General features: G+C 42.9%; 15 protein-coding genes and 1 pseudogene. 12 read left to right on the top strand and 4 right to left on the bottom strand.

From position 1 onward, the window contains the following. Positions 1–201: 201 nt before the first annotated feature. The gene (locus H583_RS0129475) at positions 202–543 is read right to left on the bottom strand and encodes a helix-turn-helix domain-containing protein (RefSeq protein ID WP_028563630.1); all 342 of its coding nucleotides are present in this window, start codon (positions 541–543) and stop codon (positions 202–204) included. A 329-nt stretch (positions 544–872) separates the two neighbouring features. Between H583_RS0129475 and H583_RS36960 the strand changes: the two genes are divergently transcribed. Both H583_RS36960 and H583_RS0129485 read left to right on the top strand, forming a co-directional pair. After that, on the top strand, positions 873–1,034 hold the full coding sequence (locus H583_RS36960) for a hypothetical protein (protein WP_154666029.1): 162 nt from the start codon (positions 873–875) through the stop codon (positions 1,032–1,034). A 433-nt stretch (positions 1,035–1,467) separates the two neighbouring features. After that, complete coding sequence (locus H583_RS0129485; RefSeq protein WP_028563631.1) at positions 1,468–2,847, top strand: FAD-binding oxidoreductase; 1,380 nt, start codon at positions 1,468–1,470, stop codon at positions 2,845–2,847. 191 nt (positions 2,848–3,038) lie between these two features. Here H583_RS0129485 and H583_RS0129490 read toward each other — a convergent pair whose 3' ends face one another. After that, positions 3,039–3,698 carry an FMN-dependent NADH-azoreductase gene (locus H583_RS0129490; protein WP_028563632.1) on the bottom strand — a complete coding sequence of 220 codons (660 nt, stop codon included), beginning with the start codon at positions 3,696–3,698 and terminating at the stop codon, positions 3,039–3,041. 201 nt (positions 3,699–3,899) lie between these two features. On the opposite strand from H583_RS0129490, the pseudogene H583_RS34730 reads away from it, so the two are divergent. From H583_RS34730 to H583_RS0129505, 3 genes and pseudogenes are all read left to right on the top strand, one after another. Beyond that, a pseudogene (locus H583_RS34730) lies at positions 3,900–4,316 on the top strand (MFS transporter); the annotation flags it as partial. Between the two features lie 136 nt (positions 4,317–4,452). Continuing rightward, positions 4,453–5,022: a YdeI/OmpD-associated family protein gene (locus tag H583_RS0129500; protein ID WP_028563634.1), complete on the top strand. Its 570-nt coding sequence runs from the start codon at positions 4,453–4,455 to the stop codon at positions 5,020–5,022. Positions 5,023–5,310: 288 nt separating this feature from the next. Further along, on the top strand, positions 5,311–5,703 hold the full coding sequence (locus H583_RS0129505) for a VOC family protein (protein WP_028563635.1): 393 nt from the start codon (positions 5,311–5,313) through the stop codon (positions 5,701–5,703). Between the two features lie 192 nt (positions 5,704–5,895). Here the strand turns inward: H583_RS0129505 and H583_RS34735 are convergent, their stop codons facing one another. Then, complete coding sequence (locus H583_RS34735) at positions 5,896–6,471, bottom strand: TetR/AcrR family transcriptional regulator (protein WP_051237216.1); 576 nt, start codon at positions 6,469–6,471, stop codon at positions 5,896–5,898. 165 nt (positions 6,472–6,636) lie between these two features. Between H583_RS34735 and H583_RS0129515 the strand changes: the two genes are divergently transcribed. After that, entirely contained in the window at positions 6,637–8,064 is a 1,428-nt protein-coding gene (locus H583_RS0129515; protein ID WP_036711502.1) for an MDR family MFS transporter, read from the top strand. A 759-nt stretch (positions 8,065–8,823) separates the two neighbouring features. Here the strand turns inward: H583_RS0129515 and H583_RS0129520 are convergent. Then, positions 8,824–9,153 (bottom strand): helix-turn-helix domain-containing protein, encoded by a 330-nt coding sequence (locus H583_RS0129520; RefSeq protein WP_028563637.1) that lies wholly within the window; start codon positions 9,151–9,153, stop codon positions 8,824–8,826. A gap of 263 nt (positions 9,154–9,416) precedes the next feature. On the opposite strand from H583_RS0129520, the gene H583_RS36965 reads away from it, so the two are divergent. From H583_RS36965 to H583_RS34745, 6 genes are all read left to right on the top strand, one after another. After that, entirely contained in the window at positions 9,417–9,578 is a 162-nt protein-coding gene (locus H583_RS36965; RefSeq protein ID WP_154666031.1) for a hypothetical protein, read from the top strand. A 179-nt stretch (positions 9,579–9,757) separates the two neighbouring features. Next, a complete protein-coding gene (locus H583_RS36370; RefSeq protein WP_245586027.1) occupies positions 9,758–9,919 on the top strand; it encodes an aspartyl-phosphate phosphatase Spo0E family protein in 162 nt (53 codons plus the stop codon). A 221-nt stretch (positions 9,920–10,140) separates the two neighbouring features. Beyond that, positions 10,141–10,989, top strand: coding sequence for an EcsC family protein (locus tag H583_RS0129535; protein WP_028563638.1), 849 nt, complete (start codon positions 10,141–10,143; stop codon positions 10,987–10,989). A 189-nt stretch (positions 10,990–11,178) separates the two neighbouring features. After that, complete coding sequence (rlmH, locus tag H583_RS0129540) at positions 11,179–11,658, top strand: 23S rRNA (pseudouridine(1915)-N(3))-methyltransferase RlmH (protein WP_028563639.1); 480 nt, start codon at positions 11,179–11,181, stop codon at positions 11,656–11,658. A gap of 73 nt (positions 11,659–11,731) precedes the next feature. After that, the gene (locus tag H583_RS34740; protein WP_036711504.1) at positions 11,732–13,867 is read left to right on the top strand and encodes a helix-turn-helix domain-containing protein; all 2,136 of its coding nucleotides are present in this window, start codon (positions 11,732–11,734) and stop codon (positions 13,865–13,867) included. Between the two features lie 527 nt (positions 13,868–14,394). Beyond that, positions 14,395–16,989: a CRISPR-associated helicase/endonuclease Cas3 gene (locus tag H583_RS34745; RefSeq protein WP_051237217.1), complete on the top strand. Its 2,595-nt coding sequence runs from the start codon at positions 14,395–14,397 to the stop codon at positions 16,987–16,989. Positions 16,990–17,019 lie beyond the last annotated feature (30 nt).

Below are 17,019 nucleotides of genomic sequence, written 5' to 3' on the forward strand. Positions count from 1 at the left end.
AGATACAGCTGTAAGATTGTGGGGAAGTAGAATTGAAATATAGCTTGGGAAATAGAAAAGGTAGGCTTTCATATGATGAAAGCCTACCTTATTTTGCTTTTACGTAAATATTGATAGATGTGTGAGTTAATGAAGGTCGGTTGCTAGTAAACATATTAGGTCAAGGGTAAACCGGGGGTTGCTTGCAAATCTTGTTTATGACTAGTCTAATTTGCTGGGCTCCAGCAGTTCACGCAAAATACGGTAAGCTTGATGTTGCTTATGTTCAGGGTGTTTTAACAGAAGTAAAATGCTTTCCCAGACCCATTTTTGTTTCTCAAGAAAGGCCTCTTGTTCGTCATGGAACAACTCATATATGTTCATGTCCAATGCAAGTGCGACTTTTTCCATTGTGCTAATTCGAATGTCTTTCTCTCCGCGTTCAAGTTGTCCGATATAAGAAGCGGTAGTATTGCTTAACTCAGCGAGCTGTTCTTGAGTCCAATTTTTTGCGATTCGATGTAATCGGATTTTTGCACCAATAAGCTCCGTAAATGTTGCCATAAGTCTATTACCACAACCTCTCTTATAGAGAAGTTTAGACGAAGGACTGTAGGGGCAGTAGAGGTCTATTGCGACTATTTTATTGAAATAATTGTCGCAATAATTTTTATGAGATATAATTATATAAAATCCATATTTACCATAAGTAGGATTGATTCGATAAATCTATAATGATAAGTTGCTCTAATACAAGATTCTGTGCCAAGCATTCTAATTGTGTAGCTCTTTCCCTTGGGATATGGGGTTAATCTTCTAGTTTAGACTTTCTTGTAACGAGATATTTTTTACTAAAAAATTAATGTCTTTTGAATACTAGGGGGGGTCAAACAATGTTCTATGAAATTTTGCTCAAAATGTCTCCTGCCGATAGTGCTGCTTTTCTAGTGCTGGCTGCTTTAAGCTTTTTTGCGCTATATCTTTTCAACCGTAAGGTTACGAAGCAACGGCAAAGAGAAGAAAAGAAGGATGAGTCTGATTCAAAATTAGATTAAAGGAGTTTATTTATGCTTCTGAACGGAGCTTTTTAGGCGCTTGAGCAATTACAGGAGAGAATTGAGCTATTGCGCGGCGAGTTAAACGATTTGGCAGATAACTTTGGGCCAACTCAGATGTAGTTCTATTGAAGTCTCAAGAGTTGGATAAGCAACTGACTGGAACGGAGAATGACGTATTAGGCTATTAAAGTTTGTCATCAAGGACCGTACAAGCTCGCAGGATACACGATCAGGCTGTCCCCTCGAAGCTCCAGTTCCGGTTTTGATCTGCGTTAAGTTTGGTATCCAGTTCCTTGTTTACTCCGCTCACACGTTTAGAAAACATATCACGCTGCAAACTGGGCGTTTACCGTTACCAGGACAGGTGTCCCTACATAGAAATAAGCTGATGAGAAAGGCTTAGGTCATGCGCAGGGATGGTGTAAAGCAGATGGCACAAAAGTTGAAAAAGACAAGTACTCAATTAACCGGACGAATCGTAATTCCCGGCAATCCGTCATACAATACGGCCAGAATGGAGTTCAACAGGCGTTTTTCCAAATTTCCCAAGGTCATTGTTTTTTGCAAACGAACTCAGGATGTAATCCATGCAGTCAAATGGGCTCGTGAGCGGGGCGTAAGGCTGCGAGTGCGCAGCGGGCGGCACAGCTATGAAGGTTTTTCGGCTGTAAATGGCGGTATTATTATCGATGTGAGCGAGATGAATAAGGTCAAGGTTGATCGAAAAAGTAGAGTGGCTATTGTACAAACGGGAAATCCGCTTGCCCGTGTATACAAAAAACTGTGGGATAAGCGTGTGGCAATTCCGGCGGGGACTGCGCCCGACGTAGGCGTTGCCGGGCTTACCCTGGGAGGCGGCATTGGACTTCTTTCCCGCAAATACGGACTTACGTGCGATAACTTGAAACAAGTGAAGATGGTCGTAGCTTCGGGGCGGTATGGGGCAAAGACGATTGTGGCAAACAGGAAGAAACATTCCGATCTGCTGTGGGCTTCACGCGGCGGAGGGGGAGGGAACTTTGGTGTTGCTACAGAATATACATTTCGGGTTAGACCGATTTCATCGGTTTCGATCTACAGTATTACGTGGAAATGGGCTGATCTTCAGAAGGTGTTGCCGGCTTGGCAGAGCTGGGCCCCGTCTGTCACAAACCGCTTAACCTCAACAATTGAGGTGGCTGCCAAGCAGGTGGGGACCATTGTATCTACCGGGCAATTGCTTGGCGGTGAAAAGGAGTTGCGTCGATTGATTAGACCGCTCTTGCGGGCAGGTGCTCCGGTTAAGGTAATGGTGAAGACAGTGCCCTTTATTGAAGCCACCAAGTTTTTTGCCGAATCAGACCTAAATTTGGAACCGAAGTTTAAAATAACCGGTGCCTACGGGTTCCGGCCTTTGCCGCCTGAAGGAGTACGAATTATACGTGACTTTTTATCCAAAGCACCCAACAGGCATTCCAGCGTGTGGAGTCAAAGTTTAGGCGGTGCTGGAAGCGCGGTGAGTCGGGTGTCGCCTACTGCAACGGCCTATCCTCATCGGAAGGCTGAGACCATCTACGAACTGTCAGCCCGCTGGAGAAACAAGAGGGAGCAGGAGCGGAATATTCAGTGGGTAAAAAGGTTCCGCAAGGCGTTACGCCCCTTTGTTCATGGGGATTATGTGAATTTTCCCGATTTACAGATTAAGAACTGGCCTAAGGCATATTACGGCGTGAACTTTGGCAGATTGAAGCAGGTAAAACGAAAGTACGATCCTCATAATGTGTTTCGTTTTGCCCAGAGTATTCCAGTGGGTAAAAAGGCCGGAAAATGACACTGCACTGGTCAGATGGAATGAAAACAAAGGAGTTGACGTCGTCAACTCTTTTGTTAATTTTGCTGATAGCGACATTAGCTGATAAGTAACGGCAAGTTTTTTACGGAGTGGCGCATGACTAAGCAGAGAACCGTATCCAATTGAATTGAAACCAGCCGATCAAACAGACCGGCTGGCAAAATACGTTCTTATTTAGCTGCTAATTTTGAAGCTTGCTCTTCAGCTTCTTTATATGCTTTTTGTACGACTTCCTTTCTGTCCAGGAATGCTGTTCCTTGTATTCGAATGGTTTCAAAATCTTCGATTCCCATCAAATCAAACATGGACTTCAAATATTTGATCGAATACTCCAGTTCGGTATAAAAGTCATTATTGGTGTAAATGGATCCACTGGCTTGAATTGCAACTACGCTTCTTCCATCATCGAGAAGTCCGACGGATGCTCTTCCATCACTCATCGGGGTACCAATATATCTAAACGTTTCCCTTGCAATCAAAACATTATCCAAATAGTCTTTTAGTTTTGAGGGAATATTAAAGTTATGCATCGGAAATACGATGACGTACTTATTAGCACTCTTGAATTGTTTTAATAACTCACTCATGCGATCTGTTACTTTTTTTTCTTGGCTAGTTAATTCTTTTGCTTCCCCACGTTTCGACCATGCGCTAAAAACATTTTTATCTAACAAGGGTACTTCGTCGTCGTATAGATTAATTTGTTCAATAACCTCGTCATTGGAATGCTTCTCTTTGTATGCTTTGAGAAAAAAATGAAACACATCCAAACTAGCAGATGTTTTAGAATCAAAATCCGGGTGTGCATTGATGATAAGTACCTTAGTCATGTATATTTCCTCCAAACGTATATTGTCGACCCATTCAATCGACGATTAATATAGTCTATAATATAGATTCCCCAGTTGCATGTCAACCTATGCAATTATGTATATTTATGTAGATTTACAAAATAAAAGGGATGCTGCATAGTTATGAATAAATTCAAGCGGACTTGATGCAAAATTACAAATAAAAAAGGCATCCGCTTTGGGTGCCTTTTGACTTTACCCGCTTCCGGCATGAATCGAAAAACAATCTTGCTTTCCTCTATCCTGATGTTTGCCATTTCTAATTTGGTGTATGCTTATATTACCAGGTTCGACGTTATGCTGGCTTTCCAGATTATTCCCGCGTTTTTTCATCCTGTCTTTTTTTCGATTGCGATTGCGGCTGCTGCCAGTCTTTCTCCTCCCGAAAAGCGCGGCAAAGCGGTCACCCGGGTTATGGCCGGAGTAATCGTTGGATTCGCTTTTGGCGTGCCGATTACATCCTATCTCTCCACCAAAATTTCGCTGGAAGCTGCTTTCCTGTTTGGAGCTATTGTGAGCGTCATGGCCTTTATAGGCATACTGGTCTGGGTGCCTTCAATGCCTGTTCAGGAAAGAATGTCTTCGGCAAGCAGCTTATTTGGAGCAGTATTATGCTTTTGCCGCTTGCTTTCGTACAGATTCTAATAAAAGCAGCAACTTCCAGTTCACGTGTTGAGAAAGAAAGCATGAATTAACGGATATATGATAACTATGAAAGGAAATTACTTTACATATGGAAATGGATCATTTAATTCCCGCAAAATCGAGAGAAGAGTTGAGGTTTTGGCTACAGGACAATAGCAAGACTGAAAAAGCTTGTTGGGTCTTGGTCAGTATGACGCCCAAATCGGATACGCTCTTATATTTGGACGCGGTCGAGGAAGCTTTGTGCTTTGGATGGATCGATGGCGTGAAGAAGAAAATATCTGAAACGGAGCTGGCTCAGAGACTGTCCCCTCGAAGCAAAAAAAGCTCATGGACGGAATTGAATAAAGAACGTGTCCGCCGCCTCGAAAAGTTGGGGTTCATGAGAGACGCTGGCAGAATGGTTCTTCCTGATATGGATCCGGCTTCATTCAGCATAGATGGAGTTATAGAAGAAAGGCTCAAAGAGGAAAGGCAAGTATATGAGAATTTCATGGCATTTCCGGATCTTTATAAGAGAGTTCGAATCGATACGATCCAAAGCAATAAGAATCAGCCGGAATTATTTAATAGCAGATTGGACAAATTCATAACCAACACGAAAGAAAATAAAATGTACGGCCAATGGAATGATAATGGACGTCTGCTGGATTATTAAGATGTCCAGGCAGCGCTATTGTCCAGGCAGGTTACCAGTGGCGGCAGTATACGTTATCTGTGAGTGTCTAATAGGGTTGGTTCTGAGGAAATGATTAAGAATTTACTCAAGATGCTCTATACTTTGTCAGGAGCCTCATTGCTGGCAGTAATGAGGTCAGGGTTCGATCCCCTCAGCTCGTAATAATCTGAGGTTCGCAATTGATAAGAATTCGATTCCTTCTGAGTTATGTATAATTTAATCATGGCGTCCGATGTCAAATTATTAAAGAAGGAAGGGAATGAAGACATGATTGTTAAAGCAGCCCAGTTTACAATTCTAGTGAAAGATCAGCAGGAAGCCAAACAATTTTATACGGAAAGACTCGGTTTTGTGGTTTGCTCGGATATGGAATTTGGACCGGGATCTCGATATGTGACGGTCGCTCCGAGAGAGGAAAATGAGACCTTGTTCGAACTGGTAAAGGCGGACACACCAGCTCAGATAGCTTTGATAGGCAAACAGAGCGCTGATCAAGTCCTGGTCATGTTTGAAACAGACGATATTGAAAGAGACTACAAAGAAATGAAAGAACGCGGTGTCGCATTTCACGGAAAACCAGCAACTGTTCCAGGGGGTAGAGGAGTCGGTTTTGAAGATTTGTACGGTAATCAATTTGACTTGTTTCAATCGGAGGAATAAATACAATTTTATGGAAATTGAACTGATAAGTTGATACGAGGGAAAGCCCAAACTTACATGGTTTGGGCTTTTGTGTTGGGAGTGGGAAATCATGATCATGATATTCCGAACATTTATCCCCAAATTGACCGACAATGCATTCGGGGGTGGAATACGATGGGTGACAGTTTGAGGGATAGAATCTCAAAGAGATTAACGGGAATTAGTTTGCAGATTGAAATAGTCCTTATAGTAGGCATTCTCATTCACCAATCTATGAAAATATTGATCCATCTGGGCTACGCTCACCCGATCCGGGTTTTTACGCCACCATTCGCTTAAAGCAACCATCGCGGAAACATGAAATTCGGCTAACAAGTCATGGGGGATATCGGTCGTTTTGGAATGTTGGAAGAACGTTAATGAGTCTCTTTTCAATATCCGCATGGAGTAAGCTGTCATGCAATCAAAGAAAAGCTCATCACCATGCTGCGCTCGAACTAACTTGTGAGACTCCGAACCTTCAAAAAATTCATGGGACCAGTAAAAGGGCTTTAAAATCCTTTTTTCTAATGGAATATCCCAATATTGCTCCATCAGTTGATTCAGCCCGTACTCCAGCAACCTAAATTTATCATCAAAGTGCTTATAGAACGTGGAACGATGGACCATTGCTTTTTCGCAAATTTGATCTACAGTAATTTTTGAGAATCTCATCTTTTCCTCTGTCATTAGATCAAAAAAAGCTTTCCATAACCATTGCATGGAGCGGCGTTTTCTGAGATCCATCCCTATTCCCCCCTTTATTCCGTTCATTTTCTCAGACATTTATTTGATACTGTCTTCTAACTATACAAAGCAGGTGTATTGAAGATATTTTGCAGCCCAAATGGCCTTTATAATGGGAATCGGCTTCATTACTTAACCTCATTTGTATGAAAGGAAGGCATTTACATGGATTTGGATTTACAGAAAGTGAAGCGAATGCCGATTATGGTCTCCCTCATGATGGGAGCATTTGTGGCGACATTAAACGAGACGTTGCTGGGCAATGCCCTGCCTGTGCTGATGAAGGAGTTTCAGGTCGGCGCCACCACTATACAGTGGCTAACCGCGGCTTACCTGCTCATTGTCGGCGCGCTCATTCCCGTAACGGCTCTCATTCAGCAATGGGTTACTACAAGACAGCTTTTTTCCATTGCCATGATTACCTTTTTAATAGGTACCATCATCGCTGCAACGGCACCCACTTTTATGGTGCTATTAGCCGGACGGGTAATTCAGGCCATTGGTACGGGACTCATCATCCCGCTGCTGATGAATACGTTGTTAAATATTTACCCTCCAGAAAAACGGGGCACGGTTATGGGGGTACTCTTTTTAATATTTACATTTGCCCCAGCTATCGGACCCACACTTTCAGGCATTATTATTGATGCAATGAATTGGCGCTGGTTGTTCTATACCACTATTCCCATTACTATCATTTCCATCCTCGTCGGTTATGCCTATCTTGTAAATGTAACCACGATCACAAAGCCCAAGGTGGATGTGCTGTCCATTATTTTGTCGACATTAGGCTTCGGCGGTATTGTATATGGATTCAGCGCTTCGGGAAATGAAGGCTGGTCAGATCCGCAAGTGTATGGATCGATTATTATAGGCAGCCTGGCCTTAATTGTATTCACAGTACGGCAACTGCGTATTCCAAACCCGATATTGGAATTGCGCACCTTCCGGTTTCCGTTGTTCTCTCTCTCAATTGTTCTATTGATTGTTGTTATGATGGCGATGTTCGCAACCATCACTTTATTGCCTATGTTTTTGCAAGGCGTGATGCTCGTCACTGCATTTCAATCAGGACTTATTATGCTGCCCGGAAGTGTGGTTAATGGGCTAATGTCGCCGGTTACAGGCAAACTATTCGATCGATTTGGCGCCAGAGTCATTATTATTCCGGGCTTGTTGATCGTCTGCATTGCCATGTATCTCTTTACCGGATTCACATTGGAGTCAACGGGCATGCAAATTATCTTAACGCATTGTCTATTAATGCTGGGTGTGGCGCTCGTTCTGGTTCCCGTCCAAACCTATGGGCTGAATCAGATTACGCCTGAATATTATGCGCATGGATCTGCTATTTTCAGTACGCTGCAGCAAGTTTCCGGAGCGATTGGTTCCGCGTTGTTCATCGCGACCATGTCCGCACGCTCCCGTATCCATTTGGCGGAGTCATCGAATCCTGATACTGTAACTGAACAATTAACAGCATCTGTCGCAGGCTACAGTGATACGTTCATGCTGGGCTTCGTAATTTCGATCATTGCCGTGTTTGTAGCTGTCTTTCTAAGAAAAAACACAAAAGAAAAACAAGCGGGTTAATCTCTTCCCCAGTTATAGGACTGCTCTGCCGCAATACGCAGGGCAGTTTTTTGCCTGTTCATCATAGCATTTGAATATGTCATCTTATGTCATATATGTTCTTAGTAAATTTGACCCGATACTATGAACAAGCTCAAGGTGGAAGAAGTGAACGGGAATGAAAAATAATAATATTTTTAACATTCCATAATGGAAGATGCGTGGTTAAGGCTAAGACGTTTAGGGCATGGGTCCGGCAGAGTAAGCGGATTAACGATGAAAAAGAAAAATGAAGTCATTCGGCACTTGGGGAATGAGAGCTACGAAGGGGGAGATTAAGCGCCGCGGCGGATTTTTGGCGAATAGGCCCGTTAAGCTGAACTGTATCAGAAGTGAAGGCGAAACTTTTGTGGAGAAGCGGGGAGTATTCACATTGGGTAGAGGAGGACAATTTTGCCCCTCTAAAGTGTAATGACTTTGGTGATGAGTAGTTCCCAGTTCAACCCAACGTTGCTGGGGCAGCGGACATTGTCACCTGCTTCAGGAACGATGATGCAGCCGTGCCCGCCTACATTAAATTGGTCCCCATAGACTGGACACTTAGAAAAAAGTGCCGGGCTGTGGGGATATTTTTGTATTTAACAAACTTCAATAAAGGAAATCCCGGAATTTGTGCTGCTCATCGGCATACTTGAATGTTACATGTAAGGATGTATGCTCAGATAGGGGAAGCAGGGGTAAGCAGCAAAGCCATGCCCAAAAACGAATAATACAGCTTCCCTATTGTTTGTTGAACACCTCACGCAATACACGGAAGGCACGTTCCTGATCTTGAATATCCTGTTCTTTCAGAAGCATAATGGTCCGCCATATCCAGTCATCTTGATTCAATGACTCAAGGGGATCACGAAATAAGGCAAATACACTGATATGTAAGGCGTCAGCTATCTTTTCTAACGTTTGAAGTTGTAAGTTCTGTTCACCGCGCTCGACGCGGCTAATATAAGGTCCTTGCGAATCCAATACTTCCGCCAGCTGTTCCTGTGTCCAGCCCTTCAAGGTGCGGTAGTGCCGTACTTGTTCCCCAATAACTTTTGCAAGATGACTCACGTTGGCCGTTCACCTCTTTCTTCCTATAAAAAGTGTAAACTACCGGTGTCATAAGCTTGGAGAGTATCATAAGTTAAGAATATTAATAAATAACTTAACTCCTGAGTTAATATGTTATATAATTTCCATATCATTAAATCTCATGCAATACCGCCTAAGAGTTTGGCGGAGAATTACTGAAAACATTCATCTTAGACCTCATCCTTAGAGTCTGCAATTTTATTATTTGCACTAATGATTTTTGCATTTAGGAGGGTCAGAATATGTTTTATGAAATTATGCTCAAAATGTCTCCTGCCGATCGTGCTGCTTTTCTAATCCTGGCTGCTTTAAGCTTTTTTTCGCTATATCTTTTCAACCGTAAGGTTACGAAGCAACGGCAAAGAGAAGAAAAGAAGGATGCGTCTGATTCAAAATTAGACTAATGGATTTTATTAAGCTTTGGGATTGAGCTTTTAAGCGCATGGTATGAGGAGATTGTGGCTCTTTTTGCGACTTAGAGTCACTTCCCCAAAACAGAGAACCTTGAAAAGAGCTAAATATCTGGCAGAAGACAAAGCAGAAGATTAGTCAGCGTTGCCTTAAGAAAGGAATGGCTAAGTGCTTGAGCAAGACGGATATACAGGAGAGAATCGAATTGCTGCGCGGTGAGTTAAACGATTTGGCGGATAGATGTGGAATCACTTCAGCAGTAGTCCTGTTGAAGTCTCAAGAGCTGGATAAGCAGCTCAATGAGTACCGCCGAATGGCGGGAAAGGGAGATTAAGCGAGCAATTGTGCAGTTTAGGGATACATTCGATAAGAGCAATTATTGACTGCAAGGGCTGCTTTAGAAACGGTTAGTAAGGATAAATATGCATCCTTGCCAATATGGCTTATTAGCCGCGGCACGGACTCATTTATTTGCTATGGTCTTGTGGTACACTAAGGAAAAAGGAAATAAATGAGGGCTGTTGAGGCCCCATACATAATATAGGAGGTTCTTCCATGCCCCAACCCCACCATGAATCCGTACCATTGGAGACATCAGAGCAACTTCATGCTGCGCTTACCGAGGTCACTGCATGGGAAAAAGAGCAGAACAAGCTGATGATCTGGGATCGTTTGTCCCGTCTGCCATTCAAGCTTATAGATAAGCTTATGCCCAAGATTATTCATGACAAAATGGGCTTGCTGCTGGACGAGCTCGGCAGCTATATCCAGAACGGAGGCAACTATCTGGTTGCGGGGAACAAAGTCAAGAACCTTGTGGCTTCCATGAGCCGGAAGGCTGGCGGTTTGGAGCAGGGGCCATATAGTGTGGCTACCATGGATGAAGCGGCGCTTCAGCTCATTAATAGTGGACGGGATACTGCGACGGTTCAGGGGGCGACAACCGGGTTTGGCGGTGTGTTTACGCTGGCGGCTGATATTCCTGCTATTTTGGGCTTGTCCCTGAAGGTTATTCAGGAGATCGGCCTGTGCTACGGGTATGACCCGACTGACAAGACGGAGCGGATTTTCACAGTCAAGGTGATGCAGTTCGCTTCCTCGGATATCGTGGGCAAACAGGCTGTTTTGCAGGAGTTGAACCTTCAGGCCGGAGGCAGTGGCGACATTATGGAAGGTGCAAATAACGCTGTATCGAAGATTCAGGGCTGGCGCGAGGTGATTACGGTCTATCGGGATAACTTTGGCTGGAAGAAGCTGATGCAAATGATTCCGGTGGCTGGGATGGTGTTTGGAGCTTATACGAATCGTAAGGCGCTGGAGGATGTAGGCGAAGCCGCGCGTATGTTGTATCGGAAGAGAAGGATTTTGGCACGGTTGGCGGAGACGGCGGAGGAGATCGGGTAGGGAGCATGTAGAGTTGGGTTTGGACTGGTGGTTTGAGCTGGATTAGAAGTACGAGAGTTAGTTTGCTGATTATTAACTTGTTTTTAGGTTATGGAATTGACTGAAAAGTCCATTACAGATAGAGGATTGAATAAGACAAGGTAAGTATTTGGTTATTTGAAATGTAATGAAGCAACAACGGAGGGTTATATGTTAATTCAGATTATTGGTGTAGGCAAGCTTAAAGAAAAATACCTGATTGACGGCATTGCGGAGTATGCGAAAAGGCTCAAGCCTTACCTCAAATTTGAGATTATTGAGGTGGCTGATGAGAAAGCGCCTGACTCTCTGAGCGATGCAGAGGTCTTGCAGGTTAAAGCGCGTGAGGGTGAACGCATTCTAGCACAGATTAAGGGTGAGGCGCATGTGATTGCGCTAGCTATCGACGGGAAGCTATGGAGCTCGGAGGAGCTTGCCAGGGAGCTGGACCAGCTCGGAACCTATGGGACGAGTCATGTGGTGTTTGTGATTGGGGGGAGCCACGGGCTGTCTGCTGAGGTTATTCGCCGCTCACAGCAGAGAATGAGCTTTGGAAGGATAACGCTGCCGCATCAGCTCATGCGGCTGGTGCTGACGGAGCAGGTTTATCGGGCGGTGAAGATAAATCGGGGGGAACCGTATCATAAGTAGGGCGAAATTTGGAGGATATTCCCTTAAAATGTCGAATCAGTATTCTATACTTAAGTATTTTTAGGAGGCCAATATGTTTACTGATGTAGAGAAAGAAGGTTTCATTAAAGTATTTGAAACTTTAAGACTGTATAAAAGAATCACCTCAAATAAATTAGCACTTGATGAACAACAAGAGGGTAAGGATATTGTAAAGGAACTTTATGTTGATCTACTCCCAAATGATGGGACTTTAAGGAAGTTACTTTCCAATAATACATTTATTTTATTAGGCAGAAAAGGGACCGGGAAGTCAACTTTATTCGCTAGAGCTCAGTATGATATCTCCATAAAAAAACAGAACTTATCAGCATATATTAATGCTAAATCAATCGTTGACGATATGAAGAGTAAAAATAGTACAATAAAACTTCCGCAGCTTCAGGAAGTTTTCGACTCTGCTCAATTAGAAAGATTATTTCTGATTCGACAGTTTATAAATGAATTATTTAAAAGTATTGTTGAAGATCTGAAGAAGGAAGATCAAGGTTTTTTTGAACGGATTCAACAAAAATTTAGAGACAACAAGATAGAACAGTTAATTAGTTCAATAAAAGAGAAAATTGATAATCCTACGTTATTTAAGATTAATAGTGTCTCTATTCAAAAGAGTAAAATAAGTGAAAGCAAAAAAGATTTGACTTCATCAGAGGTTAAAAGTGAAGCTAGCTTTGGGATAAAAGAAATAATGATGAAACTTTATTCTAAATTAACTACAACTAAAGAAAAGAGTAAAGGTGAAGAAAGTGAAACAGTAAATGTGTTTGCACGTCTATTTGATGTTGCAGAAATTATAAATGATATAAAAGAGTTGTTGAAAGTAACTGGAAGAAGTAGATTGTTTATTTTTATTGATGATTTTTCTGAATTATCATCAGAGGATATGGATATTTTTTTCCAAACAATTATAAATCCCATTTATGGATCAGCAAGAGAAGAGCTGATCTTAAAGATAGCTGCTTATCCAGGAAGGATCTCTTTTGGGGAATTAGAAGCGGGTAAATTTGACCAACAATCAATTGATGCGTTCGAGCTGTATGGAAGGCACTATGTAAATTTAGAGAAAAAATCTAGCGACTATATTATGCGGCTGCTTGAAAATAGAATAGCCTACTTTTGTAAATCATCGTTAGATAATTTCTTTGACTATAAGGATGCTCAAATAGATGAATATTGCTTATTATTATATGAGGCAACTAACAACATTCCGAGGACACTTGGACATATTTTAAGTTTCTGTTATGACAATGCGATTGTTTATGATAAGAAAATCAACAAGGGAATACTTTTTGAAGCAATAGAACAGGTATATAAAAAAATAACTAAAACTTATTTTGAAAAAGAGTACAAAAGTCTTGGTGTTTATGAAGAAAAAATTGATAGTTACAGTCAATATCATTTACTTGAAGCTCTGTGTGATAGATCGTTAGAATTAAAGGCTGAATTACCAAAAACAGATAATACACATTTCAAGGGATTGGAATATGCTTACTCGAGTCATTTTCAGGTAGCAACGAATTTATCTGCATTTTTGGACTCAATTGAATTAAATGGACTAGTACACAAAGTCAGTATTCTAGCTCAAAAAGGTGCAAAAGAGGGTCAAAATCCAGACGCAATAATATATTCACTAGATTATGGGTTATGTCTTAATAAAAAGATATTATACGGTCGTCCCGAAAGAAACACAAAATATACGAAGTATTACCAACAGAGGAGATTTGATTTTAGTAGCTTAATTATACAAGCACTATCATCAAACAAAAAAATAATTTGCAAAAATTGTGATGCTGAATATGATATTACTGAATTAGCTAGTATAGAAAAATTCCATATGATGTGTATGGGATGTGGCCACAAAAGTTGTGAAGTAAAATACAACCAAGAATTGAAAAATCTGGTGAAAGAAAATCTTAATAAAGCAACCTACTATAAAGAAGAGTTAGATATCTTGCATGTGGTGGGGCTTTTTACTTCTAATTCTGGGATAAAACCTTATCCATTAGAAGTAGGCCAAGAATTGGATACCACTTACCAATCTGTTGCAAGAATAGCAAAGGGACTAATCGAAAGATGCCTTATGACAAGAGAGGAAGACTCAGACAATAAAAACAGGCCTTATTATAAATTGACGGATAAAGGAAAGGAAGCAATTCAAAGTATTTACTAACAGCATTAAGAAACTTTCTACTACTGTAGATGGTTTTGCAAATCATATACGCTATCTATAATAATTAAGGGAACTATATTATATATATTATGGGTATCCTGCTGGGATACCCGTTAATTTTCGTCCTATAGATGTTACGGTGAACCTTATCATAAGTGACGGCGAAATTTTTCTGATAGTAACTTTGAGTTACAAGATATCTATACTCGATAAAAAGCGAGGTTGAGTCTATGGTACTCACTACATTAACTTTCAGGAAAACACTAGAAACCGTATTTTCGGATGCTCGGGAATGTGGGGTCAAGATTATGTCGTTGTTGTTTTGGCATTGTAGAGTTCTGCTTTTTCGCATGATAGGTCTATTATGCAAGTCCTTATTTTTATTGTCCAACTAAGTGTAGACGAACCAGTAACATGAGACGAATGTTGCGTATAGGAAGAAGGAAACTGGTAGGGAGATTCAAGGTAAAGTCAAGAGGGTAAAGTAAATTAGCAACTGAAATCGGTTTTGGCTGAGGAGGTCAAACATGCTGTCACGGTTGCCCGAAGCGGTTCTTGAAGCACTGTACGCTGTATGTTCCAGTGAGTTTTCCGTTAAAAGCGCTATGTTGTTCGAAGTGCGAGTGCAGGGAGGTCATCAGGAGGATGTCGATATCGGCCTGGCTCTGTACGGCAAGCATATCCCTTTGCCCATTCACAAGCGATTAAGGGAAGCGGCAGGGTTGAACAAACTCCATATTATTAATATGGAGGAGCTGGACAATTCGGCGTTGCGGCGTGAAATCGAAACAGATGGTGAAACGATATACAGTGTTTACTACGCCCGTCGAACGGAGTCAGTGAATAAAAGAGAATGGCAGTTTCTACAAACTCACTTGCGCAATGTTGGCAAGGATGCCGCCCAATTTGCATCACATTTCAAGGCAGAGAAGTGGGGAAAACTACTGGGTCAACTGCATGATGCGGGGAAATTCACCGAAGCATTCCAGCAGAGACTTGGCGGCGCTTCCATTAGGGTCGATCATTCCACCGCCGGCGCCCAATATGTATACGAGCAATGGGGGAAAGATGCTATCGCACATATTGCGGCCTATGTGATTGCCGGTCATCATGCGGGATTGGCCGATTTCGAAACGACAGCTTCTCTTGATGAGGGAGTGCTGGCAAGAAGACTTGTTAAAAACAAAATCCCCCCGTACAGAGAATCGCTGGAATTGCATATGCCTCATGCTACTGGCGAACCGATCCCTCTTTCTCTGAGCCCCGGCTTCGATGTAGGCATGTGGCTTTCCATGTTTATTCGCATGCTGTTCTCGTGTGTCGTCGATGCCGACTCCCTGGATGCGGAGAGATACGCCAACCACGCACACTCTGATCAGAGGGGGCGGCCTGCATCTATGCCGCTGCTACTGGAACGTTTTGAAACGTACATTTCAGATAAATTTGCCGCTCCCAAGTATGAGATCGATCTCGTTCGTTCGGAGTTGTTGGCGGAATGCCTGTCCCGTGGGGGCGAGAGCGAGAGAGGGTTGTATACTCTCACGTTGCCGACAGGCAGTGGCAAAACGCTCATTTCGCTCGGATTTGCATTGCGCCACGCCATTCATTGTGGGTTGCGCCGAATTATTTTCGTTATTCCGTACACGAGCATAATTGAACAAAACGCACAGATCTACCGTGATGCCTTGGGAGCCGATCAAGTGCTGGAGCATCATTCCAACATTCGGCACGAATCATCCAATGACGATTGGGAGCATATGGACGAAGCCCGGAAAGCGAAGAAGAAGCTTACGCTAGCAACCGAGAATTGGGATGTTCCTGTCGTCGTCACAACGAACGTACAGTTCTTTGAATCATTGTTCGGAAACACGCGTTCACGTTGCCGCAAGCTCCACAATCTGGCTAACAGTGTTATCGTGCTGGACGAAGCCCAAATGATGAACGGGCATTTCTTCAAGCCGTCATTGTATGCGCTCGAGGAATTGGTTAGAAATTATGATGCTACGGTTGTATTCTCTACGGCGACTCAGCCGAACATGGCAGATCTGTTTGAACGTCGAAAGTTCATACATCTCAAGGAGAAGCCATGCCTGCCCCCCTTACCGATCAAAGAACTGGTAAGTAACTTGCCCAAGCGCTTCGAACAATTCCGACGAGTGCGTCCGCTAATGCTGGGTCATGTGGACGACGATGAGCTAGTGAATCGATTGACCGGGCATCGCCAGGCGATGTGTGTTGTCAATACCCGACAAGCGGCAAGAGTATTGTATAGGAAGGTGCTGGCAAGCATCGACGATTGTAAAGCTGTCTTCCATCTTAGCGCTCGAATGTGCGCCAAGCATCGGGAGCATAGGCTGAGGAGAATTCGGAGACGACTTTTTTGCAAGCTGCCCTGCATTCTGATCAGCACCCAGCTCATTGAATGCGGCGTCGATGTCGATCTTCCCGTCGTCTATCGCGATCTTGCCGGTCTGGATTCGATCGCGCAAGCAGCCGGGCGATGCAATCGGAATAATGAAGGTGCCATTGAAGATTCCATTGTATATGTATTTGAAAGACTGGTGCTGAACAAGAACAGATGGCTAGGCACAAGTGCCGATATCGCCAAGGAAGTGATTGGCAGATACGGCAATGATTCATTTTCCCTGGAAGCCATGCGACATTACTTCAGTATGCTGTACAGCTATCAGTCATTCGGACGAACCTCCGAGGACAAAACAGACAAGCATCAAATTATGGCGATGTTAAATCGGGATGCAGCTAAGCTGGCATTTCCGTTTAAAAAGGTGGCACAACGATTCCGGCTCGTCGATACGACTGCCATGCCGGTTCTTGTCGAGTATGACGCGTATGCCCGGCAGCAATTGGAGCAGTTGCAACAAACGAATTCCCTGTTCCGCATTCTGCGCAATCTTCAGCCATACGTCGTTCAATTGTATCCTAACGAATTCGAAGCCTTCCGGAGAGACGGAATTGTACAAGAATTTCGAGATAATGTGTTTGTGCTTCAGCACCTGGATCAATGGTATCAGGGGGACATTGGCATCCGTCCATTTTCCGACAAGCATTATGCTGATGAGGAATTAAGACTTGACGAAGCTGTCCAACAGTCCATAGAATAGTAGTTGTCTTGGTAGCCCTCTGGGCGTGGA

Source organism: Paenibacillus pinihumi DSM 23905 = JCM 16419 (assembly GCF_000422505.1).
GTDB classification, from domain to species: Bacteria; Bacillota; Bacilli; order Paenibacillales; family Paenibacillaceae; genus Paenibacillus_D; species Paenibacillus_D pinihumi.

What these genes read in the sequence shown, in the direction of transcription:
- H583_RS0129475 (WP_028563630.1), bottom strand. Translation starts at nt 543, where the DNA reads ATGGCAACATTTACGGAGCTTATTGGTGCAAAAATCCGATTACATCGA.
- H583_RS36960 (WP_154666029.1), top strand. Translation starts at nt 873, where the DNA reads ATGTTCTATGAAATTTTGCTCAAAATGTCTCCTGCCGATAGTGCTGCT.
- H583_RS0129485 (WP_028563631.1), top strand. Translation starts at nt 1,468, where the DNA reads ATGGCACAAAAGTTGAAAAAGACAAGTACTCAATTAACCGGACGAATC.
- H583_RS0129490 (WP_028563632.1), bottom strand. Translation starts at nt 3,698, where the DNA reads ATGACTAAGGTACTTATCATCAATGCACACCCGGATTTTGATTCTAAA.
- H583_RS0129500 (WP_028563634.1), top strand. Translation starts at nt 4,453, where the DNA reads ATGGAAATGGATCATTTAATTCCCGCAAAATCGAGAGAAGAGTTGAGG.
- H583_RS0129505 (WP_028563635.1), top strand. Translation starts at nt 5,311, where the DNA reads ATGATTGTTAAAGCAGCCCAGTTTACAATTCTAGTGAAAGATCAGCAG.
- H583_RS34735 (WP_051237216.1), bottom strand. Translation starts at nt 6,471, where the DNA reads ATGGATCTCAGAAAACGCCGCTCCATGCAATGGTTATGGAAAGCTTTT.
- H583_RS0129515 (WP_036711502.1), top strand. Translation starts at nt 6,637, where the DNA reads ATGGATTTGGATTTACAGAAAGTGAAGCGAATGCCGATTATGGTCTCC.
- H583_RS36965 (WP_154666031.1), top strand. Translation starts at nt 9,417, where the DNA reads ATGTTTTATGAAATTATGCTCAAAATGTCTCCTGCCGATCGTGCTGCT.
- H583_RS0129535 (WP_028563638.1), top strand. Translation starts at nt 10,141, where the DNA reads ATGCCCCAACCCCACCATGAATCCGTACCATTGGAGACATCAGAGCAA.
- rlmH (WP_028563639.1), top strand. Translation starts at nt 11,179, where the DNA reads ATGTTAATTCAGATTATTGGTGTAGGCAAGCTTAAAGAAAAATACCTG.
- H583_RS34740 (WP_036711504.1), top strand. Translation starts at nt 11,732, where the DNA reads ATGTTTACTGATGTAGAGAAAGAAGGTTTCATTAAAGTATTTGAAACT.
- H583_RS34745 (WP_051237217.1), top strand. Translation starts at nt 14,395, where the DNA reads ATGCTGTCACGGTTGCCCGAAGCGGTTCTTGAAGCACTGTACGCTGTA.